At 43.7% G+C, this 13,460-nt stretch carries 9 protein-coding genes; 8 read left to right on the top strand and 1 reads right to left on the bottom strand.

Annotation, left to right across the window (positions count from 1 at the left end; translation table 11 throughout):
* The first annotated feature begins 91 nt into the window (after positions 1 to 91).
* From AC3E9V_RS02825 to AC3E9V_RS02855, 7 genes are all read left to right on the top strand, one after another.
* A complete protein-coding gene (locus AC3E9V_RS02825; RefSeq protein WP_488751671.1) occupies positions 92 to 3,616 on the top strand; it encodes a cadherin-like beta sandwich domain-containing protein in 3,525 nt (1,174 codons plus the stop codon).
* Positions 3,617 to 3,755: 139 nt separating this feature from the next.
* Positions 3,756 to 5,885, top strand: a complete 2,130-nt coding sequence (locus tag AC3E9V_RS02830) for a PKD domain-containing protein (protein WP_488751672.1) — start codon at positions 3,756 to 3,758, stop codon at positions 5,883 to 5,885.
* A 72-nt stretch (positions 5,886 to 5,957) separates the two neighbouring features.
* On the top strand, positions 5,958 to 7,046 hold the full coding sequence (locus AC3E9V_RS02835; RefSeq protein ID WP_488751673.1) for an InlB B-repeat-containing protein: 1,089 nt from the start codon (positions 5,958 to 5,960) through the stop codon (positions 7,044 to 7,046).
* Positions 7,047 to 7,434: 388 nt separating this feature from the next.
* Complete coding sequence (locus tag AC3E9V_RS02840; protein ID WP_488751674.1) at positions 7,435 to 9,525, top strand: glycosyl hydrolase; 2,091 nt, start codon at positions 7,435 to 7,437, stop codon at positions 9,523 to 9,525.
* Positions 9,526 to 9,587: 62 nt separating this feature from the next.
* Complete coding sequence (locus AC3E9V_RS02845) at positions 9,588 to 10,655, top strand: RICIN domain-containing protein (protein ID WP_488751675.1); 1,068 nt, start codon at positions 9,588 to 9,590, stop codon at positions 10,653 to 10,655.
* A gap of 149 nt (positions 10,656 to 10,804) precedes the next feature.
* Positions 10,805 to 11,029 (top strand): hypothetical protein, encoded by a 225-nt coding sequence (locus AC3E9V_RS02850; RefSeq protein WP_488751676.1) that lies wholly within the window; start codon positions 10,805 to 10,807, stop codon positions 11,027 to 11,029.
* Positions 11,030 to 11,179: 150 nt separating this feature from the next.
* Positions 11,180 to 11,338, top strand: coding sequence for a type II toxin-antitoxin system mRNA interferase toxin, RelE/StbE family (locus AC3E9V_RS02855; protein WP_488753650.1), 159 nt, complete (start codon positions 11,180 to 11,182; stop codon positions 11,336 to 11,338).
* Positions 11,339 to 11,625: 287 nt separating this feature from the next.
* Here AC3E9V_RS02855 and AC3E9V_RS02860 read toward each other — a convergent pair whose 3' ends face one another.
* A complete protein-coding gene (locus tag AC3E9V_RS02860; protein WP_488751677.1) occupies positions 11,626 to 12,678 on the bottom strand; it encodes a tetratricopeptide repeat protein in 1,053 nt (350 codons plus the stop codon).
* Positions 12,679 to 12,849: 171 nt separating this feature from the next.
* Here AC3E9V_RS02860 and AC3E9V_RS02865 point away from each other — a divergent pair, with 171 nt between their 5' ends.
* Positions 12,850 to 13,377: a DinB family protein gene (locus tag AC3E9V_RS02865; RefSeq protein WP_488751678.1), complete on the top strand. Its 528-nt coding sequence runs from the start codon at positions 12,850 to 12,852 to the stop codon at positions 13,375 to 13,377.
* The last annotated feature ends 83 nt before the right edge of the window (positions 13,378 to 13,460 follow it).

A 13,460-nucleotide genomic window follows, 5' to 3' on the forward strand; every position in this document is an offset into this window, starting at 1 on the left:
ACCTGAAAACCCTCCCTTATAGTATTAGGAGTATTCTCTGCACTAGAGTAACCCTGAAAAAGTACTACCGAATGTTAAAATATGTATCGATATGAAGAAAATTCGACTAAAAGAAGCGGGGTGGAGTATCCTGATATGGATAGGATTGTTTTGCCCATTTATCTTAAATGCTCAAAATTTTGATGATACCGGGACCCTTGACCCGGTGATTGACGGATCCAATGATGATATGGTTGTTTTTGGAGCCGTAGGAACTGAAGGTACTGGAGATATAGATGCCCAGTTTTCCCTTATGGGTAGTGAAACTACGGCCACTAGTTGGAGTCAGTTTGCCGCAATCCTCAGGTTTATAGATGGTCAGCCCATTGATGCACGTGATGCCGGCTCCTATACCTTTACTGAAGAATTAATGTTTGATTTTTCAGAATATTATTACATCTGGATGGTGGTGCATTTTGCAACACAGACTTACGATGTGTATGTCCAGCCTGTTTCAGAAGGTACCACTTATACGATTGGTGAAAATTATGGATGGAGAAGCAGTGGAGATCTGACGATCCCTGCGATAGATACATGGGTGGCGTCCAATAATAATGTGGCGAGTGTTTTGGTAGTTGAAACAGTACAGTATGTAAATGCTGTGGGAGACCTTCCGGAAGGTTTTGATGATGTTACCTTGGCAAACATTGAATTGAGCATGGGAGTACTTGCTCCGGCTTTTGCCACGGAGACCACTTCCTATGATGTGACTCTGCCTTCCAACGTAACTACGGTTACGGTAAATGCCATTCCAAACTCCCCGTATGCCAGAGTTACCGGAGATGGAGAAGTAGAGGTTTCGTCTCCAACAGTGATTGACGTTTCTGGGGGAGGGGCCACAAATTCTTATACGATCAACTGGACGGTAACGGATACCATAGCGGATGCTACACTAGCCGAGCTTGCTCCGGATGCAGGTACTTTAGAGCCAGGTTTTAATCCTGCTATAACTGAATATAGTCTTTTGGCCCCTTATCTGACTGAGACAGTAGCGTTTACAGCAACTGCCAGTGCCGAAGGAGCAACCATTTCAGGAAACGAACCGCTGGACGTTTCTTCAGGAAGTGGCACACAGGAAATTACAGTGACCTCAGAAGATGAGTCTGCCACAACCACTTACACAATAAATGCTACTGTAGATGAATTTATGCTGACCTCCATAGAAGCAGGAGGAGTTAAGTTTAATGGTGATGAAGTTACCGCAACCATTTCAGATCTGGATCCAACGGCGACAGCATACACGGTTTCTTTACCATCAGGGACGGTTACCGGATATATTGCTTCAGCAACTACCAATGATCCAAATGCATTTATTGAGTACCCGGATACGGTAGACCTTTCAGACGGAAGTGTTACCGTACCGCTGACAGTAACATCTGAAAACCTTGAAAGTTCTATTACGGTTCAAGTGACACTTGGGGTTCCACCGGCAGTCTACAATACAAGTACCGGGGTATTTGATCCGGTTTTAGATGGCACAGACCATGTGGTGTACTCACGTATTGATATTACCGATAATGGAGTAGCTGTGGATGGTTTGTTTGCATTCAGTAATGGTAAGATCGGAGACTGGGGACATACTTCAGGAGGTTTGCGCTTTGAAGAAGGTACCGGATTGGTACAGTTGAGAGATGGTGGTAGCTATCTGCCTGAATCTAACAAAGGTTTTGATGGGGATACTGTTACCGTTGAATATGATAGCACATACCACTGTTGGTTGGTCATATCTCCTGCTGACACTACGTACAGCGCTTATGTGCAGATAGAGGGTGCCGCTTCTCCGGTTGCTATCGGTGAAGGTGCTGAATTCAGGTTTCAGACGAATATGATCGACCGCTGGACGGCCTTAAGTGCCAGAGGATCCAGCCAGGGCCTGAATGTACGTAGAGTAGAAATAGTTGACAATATGGGAGATATTCCTGCAATGGGTACGAATGCTGATCTGTCGGGAATTTCACTGGAGTATGGTTCCCTGGATCCGGCTTTTGATCCGGCGGTCACTACTTATAATGTGAATGTACCTTTCGGAACGGATTCCTTGTGGGTAAAAGGAACGCTTGCAGACCAGTGGGCGTATATTGAGGGCGAAGGTTATGTGACCATTAATGCAGGTTCGGGTACCACTGACCTTGTAGTGAAAGCTGAAGATACCACTGTATCCAAAACCTACACGATAAACTTCACTGAACTGGCCGAAAACACGGATGCTACATTGTCTGCTCTCACTACTGATGTGGGTGAGCTTAGTCCGGTATTCAGTTCAGCAGAAACAAGCTATACCTTACAGGTTCCATATGCTACGACTACCGTTAATTTAGAAGCTACAGCTAATGTGGCAGGAGCATCCATTGCCGGAGATGGGGCAATTGACGTTTCAGCGGGGGGTACCATTCCGGTAGATGTAGTAGTGACAGCTACTGATGGTACTACCACTAAAACCTATTCGGTAAGTATTGAAGTTGCTGCTGCTTCAGCAGAAGCGTCTCTCGAATTCTTAAGGGTGGATCTTGGTGAGCTGACCCCGGCATTCAGTTCAGAGGTTGCAGCTTATGATGTAGAGGTACCATTTGGTACGGAAACAGTAGAGATTACCTACAAACCAACAGATCTGAATGCTTCTGTCACAGTTACATCTGATGGAATAGTTGCTGTTACCACGGAATCAGTTACCACGGCTGAAATCGTTGTTACGGCTGAGGATGGAGTTGCTACACAGACATATACTATTGACATTACGGTGACACCACCTTCTACGGATGCTTCACTTGCTTCATTGGAAGTGGTAGCGGATGGAGCAGAGATATCTCCGGCATTTGATCCGGGAGTCTTTGAATATACCCTGGATGTACCGTATGGTAATGATGAGGTGCAGGTTACAGCCGCAGCAAATCATATTGGGGCTACGGTAGCAGGAGATGGAACTATTGATGTGTCTTCTGGAAGTGCAACTGCTACGATCACAGTCACTGCAGAAAGTGGCGATACCCAGGACTATACGATTGTTATTACCGTATTGGAAGCATCAACAGATGCTACTTTAGCTTCACTTTCAGTGGAGGGTGCCACCCTTTTTGAACCGGTATTTGATCCGGGAGTTTTTGAATACGTGGCTGTAGTGCCACTAGGAACGGAGACTGCAACTGTTCTTGCTGAAACTACCTTTTATCGTGCGAGTGTATCCGGAGCAGGAGCGAAAGACGTTATTTCTGGAAGCGGCGTTGCTAATGTTGTGGTAACTGCCGAAGACGGTACAACTACAAATACCTATGTGGTAGAAATATATGTGGGCGCAAAACCGGACCCGGAAGTTTTGTCTGCGGATGATAAGCTTAGTGAAATCATAAAAGTTTACCCCAACCCTGTAAGCCAATTCTTGAGCATTGACCTGGGAAGCAATCCATTGAAAGATAGGTCAATCACGATCATGAATGCCGGAGGTCAGGCCATGAAGGTCAAACAGGACCGTGTTGGGGAGTTGTTAAAAGTGGACGTTTCCACTTTGCCTGAAGGTATGTACTTCTTAAAGTTGCAGGCTGAGGGCTCTGTGATAACCAAACGATTTATCAAGGTTGACTGATTAAAGATACTCTAAAAGTGGATTTTAGAGTGCGGTGGTGAAAAGACCCTGAGAATTTTTCTCAGGGTTCTTTTTTGTCATTTCGGTATCATTTTCCTTTTGGAGCACTTATTAGTGTAAGGATGAATAGTTATAGACCATGAGATCAGTGAAAAGCATTTTAGGCCTGGTGATTGTGGGATTGATCAGTACCGGTACTTTAAAATCCCAACATATTGTAAATCCAATACCGGAGTTAATTCAGGAATCAGGCCTGGTGGTACACCTGGAGTCTTTTACGACCATACCTCGGGGAGAGGGATACTCAGATGCTCGTATCAATATGATCCGGCAGCTACCCGATGGGTCTGGCAGGATGGCGGTTATTGACCTGAATGGTTTTTTATACATCGTAGACGATCAGGGTGCTTACAGTGAATACATAAATTTTAATACTGAATTTCCCAACTTTAAAAGCTCACCGGGTTTGGGTACGGGTGCCGGTGCTGTGGCTATTCACCCGGAATTTGGAGCAAATGGTATTTTTTACACTACCCATTCGGAAAATAGTGAGTCCGGTGAGGCCGACTTTTCTCCTAATGAAGGGAGTACAGCTTTGCAGTGGGTTATTACAAGGTGGATAGCATCAGACCCGGGAGCAGATGTGTTTTCCGGAACTCATACCGAAATTCTACGAATGGATTTCCCGGGTACTATCCACGGGACCCAGGACATAACTTTTAACCCATACGCTGAAGATGGAGATACTGACTATGGCATGTTGTATATCTGTAATGGAGACGGAGCGAGCTCTGAGAACTGGCTGTTTGCAAATGTAGGAACCATAGAAAGCTACCTGAGCGCTATATTGAGAATAGAGCCTGAAGGGAGCAACAGCGCCAATGGCAAGTATGGCATTCCCTCAGATAATCCCTGGTATAATGAGACAGGGGCTGTAAAAGAACTTTGGGCTTATGGTTTCCGAAATCCTCATCGGTTATCCTTCGAAGTGAGAGGTGAGGATACATTGCTTTTTGTTGGAGATATAGGTCATCACAAAATTGAAGAGATAAATCTTGTAGAAAAGGGCGGAAATTATGGTTGGGATCAGCGGGAAGGAACCTTCATCCATGATCGCACCGATCCTGGACGCGGAATATTGCCTTTGGACGGTTCGGACAATGTGCCTTATATCTATCCTGTTGCCCAGTATGATCATGGAGAAGGAAGGGCTATTGCTTTAGGACATATCTGGACTTCTGATATGGATAGTGATCTGCAGGGAACTCTGTTTTTCGGGGATATTCCTATAGGTCGGCTTTTTCACATTCCGATGGATTCCCTGGTGCAAGGGAGACAGTATGATATGCAGGAAGCGAAAATTACCATTGACGGAGGAGAGGTAACTACCTTCCCTGCCTATCATAACAATGGAAGAGTAGACCTGCGCTTTGCTCGTAATCTGTCAGGGCAAATTCTGATGTTTACTAAAATTAACGGACGCATATATAAATGCGTGGGTGCAACTCAGCCAGCGCCGGTCGCCCAATTTGCCGTTGATCATAATGCTGGCCATGTACCTCTTTCAATTAATCCTGACCCATCCGGCTCACAGGGAGTAGATCTTACCTATCACTGGGATTTTGGGGATGGAAATACCTCCGACGAAAAGTTTATTGAGCATATCTACGAAGAGCCTGGTCTGTATTATTTAAGCCTGGTTGTCAGTGATGGTTCACAGGATTCAGAGGTTTCATCAACAGAGATAAATGTTTATTCAAAGCCTGAGGCAGCCATAGTAGCCAATGTGACTGAAGGAGAACCACCTTTGACCGTCCTTTTGGATGGCAGGACATCAAAAACAGATGACAGGGGACAAGCGGAATATCACTGGGATTTTGATGATGGAGAGGAAGCTAATACCGGATATGTTTCTCATACTTTTTCAAGCAGGGGAATGCATGAAGTGGTCTTGACCCTGGAAGACGGATTAGGCGATCTGGACCGGGATACCATTAGAGTAAACACTGCAGTTGTACCTCTTTCACTGGACAATGGGGACGAGTTTGCTATTTATCCAAACCCGGCGAAAAACCTGATCAATGTAAATGTGAGTCAGTCTGCAACTATGGTGATTAGCAATCTAACCGGTCGAAAGCTACATCAATACCAGGTAAGTCAGGGATTGAACGAGCTGAATGTAAGCTTTCTGTCCGATGGGGTGTACATCTTTCATCTTTTAGAAAACGGGTTATCCCGGTATCATAAGAAGGTCATTTTAAACAGATAGATTCTATGAATGTGTGGTTCCTGTATTTATAATTGGTGTTTTATTCATTGTGATTTTATGTGTTTAAAATTGATGAAATCAGAGGTTTGCCACCCAATTTTGACGGTTCGCCGTTGCGATCACGTACGGTTGGCCTGCGCGGCCCGGTGTTCTCTCCAGATAGCTATCGGGATTGTGTTGAGCATCATGCTCATTTCATGTGATGAAGGGACTGAGAAGATTGCACCTAGTATTCAGTTTGTTGCTCCTATAGACTCGGATACCGTTAATTCGCCTGATATACAGGTTGAACTGGAGATGGTTGGTCCGGACCTGTCCCATCCTGAGGTCTTTTTATATTATCAGTTAAATGAAGAAGACCCTGTAAGCATTACGAAAACATCCTTTATCATTTCTGGCTTATTAATTGGCTGGAATGTTATTCACGTAGAGATTAGCGAGGACGGTCGTATGGTAGCTGAAGATGAGGTCGCCATTTACTATATGGAGGATGAAAATTCAGTATATGTAGAAAATGGAACAGGGTCAGGTATGTATGCTCCGGGAGAATCCGTGTCAATCGAGGCTGAAAAGCGGGAAATACCTTACGTATTTCATTTTTGGAGCGGAGATAATCAATTTTTAGCTGATAGCACTTTAAACCCTACCTTTTTTCAGATGCCTGACCAGGCAGTCGCATTACAGGCCAATTATCGGGTGGACTCTTCTTTCTTTAAAAACCTGACAGTGATTTACGGAACCGGGAGTGGCCAATATTTACCCGGGAATGAGGTAGAGGTTTTTTTGCAGTTGGAGACACCTTTGATATTTAAATACTGGAAGGGTGGGGCTGATTTTTTAGCTGGAGATTCTTTAAAAGAAGATATAACATTTCAAATGCCTCAGAGGGACGTACAGCTAGAGCCGGAATGGGAGGTGTTAAATGTCAGTTTCAGTGATCATGTGTACCCGATTTTCGAAAGTAATTGTAATGATGCAGGATGCCATGGTACAAATGGTTCTCCTTCATATCAGACTTATGAGGCCATAGTGGCAGATGGTACCAGTATAGTGGGTAAGACCCAAAGTGGAAACATGCCACCGCCAACCTACGGACAGTTACCTGATGAAGAATTGGAAATCATAAGGGTCTGGGTCGATGAAGGAATGCCTGATAACTAGTGTCAGCCAACTTTTCAATAAGGGTCGGTAGTTAGTTAGTGATTGGTGAGTAGGCGCAACTGACCAACTTGCAACTTTCCAACAGGGAATTGCTTACAAGTATCGATTTTTTTAAAATTATCAATACCACCACTGGAATAGTTCTACAAATTAAGATTTTAATTTTTATTGAGCGTTTCGGTATCGTTTTATCAATAAGTTCCTTGTATAGTTGAGGTTATGCATAAAGGGTTGAGTTCTTTGGAATAATAAGATCATCAATTCCATTTCCGCAACCTTAAATCCGCTTTAATGAGTCTCCGAAATTGAAATTGGGAAGGGAGATTTGTGTCGTGTTGGATTTTGATTTGGAGGCAATTGAATAGGTAACCAAATAAAATTCAATACTATGAGAAAACGTTATCAAACAATCTCCAATGAGCGGAGAGCCCGAAGTGCCCTTAGGGCCAGACTGCTACTTGCCTTTTTTCTCCTTATACTATTATCGGTCACGGCAGCTTTTGGGCAGGAACAACTCAACAATTATAATGCTACGGTCTCAGATCTGGCTAACAGGGATATTGAGTTTTCAGGTTCTTGTAATGTGACCATTACTTCCGCATCTGACCCCCTGAGTGGCAGCAGTATTAATTTATTGTCAGACGATATCTGGCTTTATTTCCCAAATATCCTTCCTTCTTCAGTGGCAGCCAATGAGCTGGATCACATTCAGGTGAATGGTGCTGCTGCAGCTATTGATACCAATATCAGAGTAGTTCAGTACCTGCAGGGAGCTATGGTAATCAGTCATTCTTCCGGCTTTCAGGCATTGACTGCTTATTCGGACAACAACCAGTCCGGCTTATCAATGCAAATGGGTAACTACACCTACTATAAAGCTGCACAGCTGGGTTCTATGAATGATAACATCCAGTCTTTTGTCCTTAAAAGAGGATACATGGTGACCATTGCGGCTAATGAAGACGGTACCGGGACGAGCAAAAATTATGTAGCGGATGAGGAAGATATTATCGTAGACCAAATGCCTTCCGGGCTTTCCAATACTGCCTCATTTATTCGGGTTATCCCCTGGAGGTGGACTGCTAAAAAAGGATGGGCAAGAACGTCTGATAAAGCAGCTCTGCTGAATGCCTCCTGGCAATATGACTGGGACAATGTGCGCACTTCTTCACTGGATGTGGAATATATACCCATGAGGCATAACAGGTGGTGGAATTCCTATGCAAACATCCAAAATAAAACCAACTCTACCCATGCGCTTCATTTCAATGAACCGGATAACCCCAATGATGATGGGTACGCAACCGTAGAAACAGCCATAGCGCAGTGGCCGGAAATGCTGAAATCAGGCTTACGAGTAGGTACCCCGGCTCCTACGGATGGTGGGGCTCAATGGCTCTATGATTTTGTGGATGCCTGTGAAGCAAATAATTATCGGGTTGATTTTGCTGTGATCCATTTTTACAGGGGAGGTCAGACCACTCAGCAGTTTTACAACTTCCTTTTAAACATCCATAATACCACCGGTTTACCTGTATGGGTAACCGAATTTAACAATGGTGCAAACTGGACCTGCTGTGATCCGACCTATGAATCGCAGGCAGAAACCATTGATGACTGGGTGAATATGTTAGAATCTGCTCCTTTCGTAGAGCGTTATGCCATCTATGAAAATGTAGAAGCCACTCGCCAGATGTTTTATAGTGGTACGAATGACCACACCCCAGCCGGTATCGTATATCGTGACAAGATCTCAACCATGGCTTACCAGGGAAGTTCAGAGGACGGGATCGTTCCCGGACAGACCTACAGTATAATTGCCAGACATAGCGAAAAAGCCCTCGATGCTGCAGGCACAGCCAATAACTCGGATGTCCAGCAGTATTCTTACTGGGGAGGTAGCAACCAGAAATGGACAGTGGAATTGGCTTCCTCAGGATATTACAAACTGATAAATGTTGCCAGTGGAAGGGCTCTTGATGCTGCCGGTACGGCAAATGGATCCCAATGTCAGATATACAGCTACTGGGGAGGGAATAATCAACAGTGGGCAATTAATGACCTGGGCAATGGATACTACAGTATTACGAATAAGGGCAGTGGACGGGCGGTTGATATTGCAGGTCAATCCACAGCTAATAATGCATTGGCTACCATCTATGATTACTGGGGTGGCCAAAATCAACAATTCCAGTTTAACCTCGTAGGGTCATCTTCACGAACCACAGAGGAACAAAAACCTGAAGAAGTATCAGTTGATTTTACCGTTTACCCAAATCCGGTGTTCGACAAACTACACATCAGAAGTGACAACAACTTTTCTCAGGCGGAAGTCTATTCGATAAGTGGTCAACTGATCATTTCCGGGCAGTTGCAACGTAATACGCTGGATGTATCCAACTTAGAGCCAGGTATTTATATGCTTAGGCTTAAGGCAGGCAATCAGTTGAAAGAACTCAAGTTTATCAAATCAAAATAATCTCTTATAATTCATGGATGCTGTCTGCTAAATGGCAGCATCTGTTTAACTAATCTAAATTTATGAAACAATACAGAATTTTATCAGTAGCTCTGATGCTGAGCTTAGCGATCTGTTCCACAGTTTTTACCGGCTGTGAAGAAGACAATTCCGTCACGATGCCTCAAACACCTGAAATGGCAGGTGCAGTTGAAGTGCCCAATGCCACGATATCAGATGGGATCTTTATAATAATCAATAGAAATAGTGGCAAGGCCCTGGATGTAAGTAATTTTAGTTTGGAAAACGGTGGCAATATCATCCAGTATAGCTCCACAAGTTCAGATAATCAGAAATGGCTGATCAGAGAAAATAGTGCTGGTTATTACTCCATCATCAGCTTAAAAAGCGGTAAAGCCCTGGACGTAAGTCAGTCAGGTACTGCCAACGGCGATAATGTGCTCCAGTGGCATTACTGGGGAGGACAGAACCAACAATGGGACTTTGTGGACCTGGGCAACGGATACTATCGCATTGAAAACCGAAACAGTGGTAAAGTACTGGATGTAGCAGGACAGTCAACCGCAAATGGAGCTAACATCAATCAGTGGTCCTACTGGGGCGGACAAAACCAGCAATGGAGCTTAACCCAACTGGCTACAGGTACAGGTAACGGACAGCTTTCCTGGACCATGACTTCTTCAGGAGTCCCGCAAGATGTTTCAGACCGGATCACGGTGGCTATGGATGCCGCGGTATTGCGATACAATGCCGGAAATGACTGGCCGTCCCGTACACTGACTGTGGAGTATAACACCGGTGTAGCCACAGCAGATGCTACTTACGGCGGCCACATCCGATTTGGGTCTAGTACCGGCTATCAAAACCAGCGGACTGCTTTGCATGAGATAGCCCATACCTGGGGTGTGGGTACTTCATCAGGATGGTCAGCAAATACATCAAATGGTGTTTTTACCGGTGCCAATGCCGATGCCCTGATCAAATCTTATGATGGTTCCGGCGCAGTGATCAACACAGGTGGATCTCATTTCTGGCCTTATGGTTTAAACTACAACAATGAGATGTCTGAGACCAAAGCGCAAAGACACGTGCAGATCGTGAGTGCGATGGTTGAGGATGGAATTTATTAGTGAAAAACAATGCAATAATTATAAAACCACCTCAGAAATGGGGTGGTTTTACCTGGAAAATTCTGATTTTGACTACTTTAAAGGACAAATGGTTTTTCTAACTCATACTGTGTTATTCACTATCTTTGAGTTCATACAAAATGATGTGTATGAAGGTACAAACAGCATTTAGATTTGATAAAGAGCTTTTGGATTTAGTGAAGGAAAAAGCGGCTGCCCAAAAAAGAAGCCTGAACAATTATATAGAGCACTTGCTTCTTCAGGATGTAGGAAACATTCCTAACGAGGCAACTAGACGGGCTATTGCCGAAGCTCATGACAGTAAAGATCTAAAACCCATTGAAGACCTGGATACGTTTTTAGATTCTATATAACCCTTCTTTTTTGAATTTCCCGATTGATGTACCAACTGATACCAACCAACCAGTTCAAAAAGGATTTGAAGAAAATTAAACGTAAGCCCAAAGATTTTTTGTTGGTATCCGAGTTATTAAAAAACGCTACAAGCCAAAAGCACGGAAGGCATACCGCCAACAATGAAACCACATCAACTAAAGGGCATTTATAAGGAGAACTGGGAATGCCATATAAAACCGGACCTGTTAATCATCTGGTACCAGGTTGAGAGCCCTAAACGTATAAAACTGATACGTCTTGGTTCTCACTCTGACCTTTTTAAATAGCTCGGTCGTAGCGAGTGAGCCACCAGAGATCCCTCAAAAATCATTGTTTATAGTGCAAGGGGGCTGATGCAGATTCGGTTTAATCCGATATTTATCAAAACGGCAATAAGGCCCAATAAAGAGGTTATTGACACTATGGTTACAATGGCGCCAACGTTTTCAACCAATTTCAAACGTTTATTCATGTTTTGGATCATGATCTTATGATCGGCTGCAAATTCTGTCAACTCTTGTATTTTTTTCTGCGTAGGTTAAAAATACTAAAAAAATATATTCCCTCTAACTTTCTAATTTTTCAGTAGCAGTTCAAAATACTGAATTGCTGTTATCAGATCTTCTCCCAGGATCTTCTCTGCCTCATCAAATGCTTGATTAGTCAGGATAATTTCTATCTGTTCAGCAGAAAGATTCTTGTAGCAGTATTCCATCCACGCGGCTGATACGGAGTAAACAAGGGTTTCCGGATGTTCAGTTCCATTAGTCCATAGCTCCTTGATGGATGTATTTCCATATTCTGAAACAGCCTTTTTGGCAAGCTCTAACCTGTTTCTTTGTGTCTGATCATAGAGGGTGGCTATTCCTTCATTTATAAACCTGCTTTTTGACTTTGGTTTGAGAGCATGATGGATAATGAGGTGGCAAAGCTCGTGCCCGGTAGTTTGGTTTTTTCTGCTATGGGTAATCAGGTACTCCGGGTCGGAAAATCCCAGATTCCTTCTGAGTATTCTCATAGCGTCTAGTTCAGCGTCCCATACAAAAAAGTCAATTTTTTTGGGTAGCCGAGCGGGGAATGAGTCTATGATGTTATCCAGTGCTTTTTGACGGTCATTCATATACTTTTCTGCATTCGGAAGGGAATCTTTACTTTGGAAATGAAACCTGATCTGCGCTGTTGAATCTATTGTCCAGTTTTCATAAAACGGGTCCAGGCCAAATAGCAATGTTCTTCTAAGAGCATATTTGTTGGAATTTCTGGTTGCGCTCAGTTCAAGCGTTTTGTTTAGCGCCTGCTTGGACTTATTGTATTGGCTGGTCATAAAATAGCATGTACCCAGGTAAGCAAACGACCATGAAAGGACCCAGGTCTTTTCAAAGTCAGAATTTGCTGCCTGCTCAAGGTATGGAATTGCATTAGAATGATCACCATTATCTGCCATTGCCCGCCCAACGATCATGTTTAACTCCGGGTTTTCTTTGTCAGATAACAAGAGCTCTTTTCCTGTTTCGATTACATAGTCCAGGTTACCTTGTGAATATTGCTGCCCAATCTCTTCAAAGGATTGGGAGTAAGCTGCCAGACTAAAAACTGACAGGATAATCATTTGTAAGTAGGATTTCATAGAGATAAAACTTGGCTTCTAAATAATATAAGGGATAGCTCTGATAGATGATACCGGTAGGTTAGTATTTCTTATACAGGCTCGTGTAACCGATAATTCTTATTTTCATCACACTTAACTTTACCTGGAAAATGCTACCTTTCCATATAAAATCTAAACCCTTATACAACTATGAAAAAATTACTCATTATTTGTAGCATACTGGCTTCCTTCTCCGCCTGGAGCCAAAATCAGTTTCAAAATGAATCATCCGGATCCCTCTCCTTCACCTCCGGTCGGGTCATGCAGCTTGCTGAAGTAATACCGGCTGACAAGTACGACTGGCGACCTGCGGAAGGGGTCCGCTCTTTCGGGGAAGTGATGGCGCATATCGTTTCAGCTAATTATTTTTTCGCTTCAAAGATCGGGGCTACCCTGCCTGAATCGGTGAACTTACAGACTGTGGAGCAAGAGCTCAAAACCAAAGAAGAGCTTGCGGCAGGACTCAAAGCTTCCTACCAGTTGATCATTGAAGCTATCAAAAATACCACTGCAGAAGATCTTGCTGAAAAAGTGGAATTCCCTTTTCCGGGAGAATTTACGAAGATGACTGCCGCCCTGATTGTTTTGTCTCATACCAATGAGCATCTTGGTCAGCTGATTGCCTACAGTAGAAGCAATGATATCACGCCTCCCTGGAGTGAACAGGAAGGAGATTGATCTTAAATAGTTGAACGGGCTTTCTTCGTCAAAGATTCCGGGATAAAAAACGCCGAAGAGGTTTCCAAACTTCTCCGGCGTTT

Source organism: Marinoscillum sp. HNIBRBA16962 (assembly GCF_057801515.1).

Excerpts from the sequence above, each read along its gene's own strand:
- AC3E9V_RS02825 (WP_488751671.1), top strand. The coding sequence starts at position 92 with ATGAAGAAAATTCGACTAAAAGAAGCGGGGTGGAGTATCCTGATATGG.
- AC3E9V_RS02850 (WP_488751676.1), top strand. The coding sequence starts at position 10,805 with ATGAAGGTACAAACAGCATTTAGATTTGATAAAGAGCTTTTGGATTTA.
- AC3E9V_RS02840 (WP_488751674.1), top strand. The coding sequence starts at position 7,435 with ATGAGAAAACGTTATCAAACAATCTCCAATGAGCGGAGAGCCCGAAGT.
- AC3E9V_RS02860 (WP_488751677.1), bottom strand. The coding sequence starts at position 12,678 with ATGAAATCCTACTTACAAATGATTATCCTGTCAGTTTTTAGTCTGGCA.
- AC3E9V_RS02830 (WP_488751672.1), top strand. The coding sequence starts at position 3,756 with ATGAGATCAGTGAAAAGCATTTTAGGCCTGGTGATTGTGGGATTGATC.
- AC3E9V_RS02865 (WP_488751678.1), top strand. The coding sequence starts at position 12,850 with ATGAAAAAATTACTCATTATTTGTAGCATACTGGCTTCCTTCTCCGCC.
- AC3E9V_RS02845 (WP_488751675.1), top strand. The coding sequence starts at position 9,588 with ATGAAACAATACAGAATTTTATCAGTAGCTCTGATGCTGAGCTTAGCG.
- AC3E9V_RS02835 (WP_488751673.1), top strand. The coding sequence starts at position 5,958 with ATGAAATCAGAGGTTTGCCACCCAATTTTGACGGTTCGCCGTTGCGAT.